The organism is Methylosinus sp. Sm6 (genome assembly GCF_019802345.1).
Taxonomy (GTDB): domain Bacteria; phylum Pseudomonadota; class Alphaproteobacteria; order Rhizobiales; family Beijerinckiaceae; genus Methylosinus.
Genome location: NZ_JAINDZ010000134.1, coordinates 1 through 634, shown reverse-complemented (window position 1 = coordinate 634; position 634 = coordinate 1). Strand labels below are relative to the sequence as shown.

1 protein-coding gene is annotated in these 634 nt (G+C 64.0%); it reads left to right on the top strand.

Annotated features, from left to right (window positions below):
• Positions 1 to 634 (top strand): Mu-like prophage major head subunit gpT family protein (locus K3F48_RS23920; protein ID WP_222577934.1); only part of this gene is annotated, 634 nt, incomplete at both ends.

The following is a 634-nucleotide window of genomic DNA, read 5'->3' as shown; positions in this document are numbered from 1 at the left end:
TCGGCTCGCTCGACAGCTTCGGCTATCAGATCAGGAACAAGATCTGGGAATCGACCATCGCCCTCAAGGCGACGCAGATCGAAGATGACAGCTACGGCCTGTTCAGGCCGGTGGTCGCGGAGCTCGGCCGCTCGGTCGCGCTGTTCCCCGACGAGCTGGTCTATGGCCTGCTCGCCGCCGGCTTCACCTCCGCCTGCTATGATGGGCAGAATTTCTTCGACAGCAACCATCCGGTGAAGGACGCCAACGGCGACGACACGTTCGTCGCCAATGTCCAGGCCGGCGCCGGCGCGCCCTGGTTCCTGCTCGATCTGAGCAGAGGGCTGAAGCCGATCATCTATCAGCTGCGGCGCCAGTTCCGCTTCGTCGCCAAGACGGACCCGCAGCAGTCGGATCGCGTGTTCGCCTCGAACGAATACATCTATGGCGTCGATGGCCGCTGCAATGTGGGCTATGGCCTGTGGCAGCTCGCCTATGCATCCAAGGCGCCGCTCAATCGCGCGAACTTCCGCGCGGCGCGTCAGGCGATGATCAATCTCAAGGCCGATTACGGCCGTCCGCTCGGCATCAAGCCGACGCTGCTCGTCGTCGGGCCGTCGCTGGAGCAGACGGCGCGCGATCTCATCACCTCGCA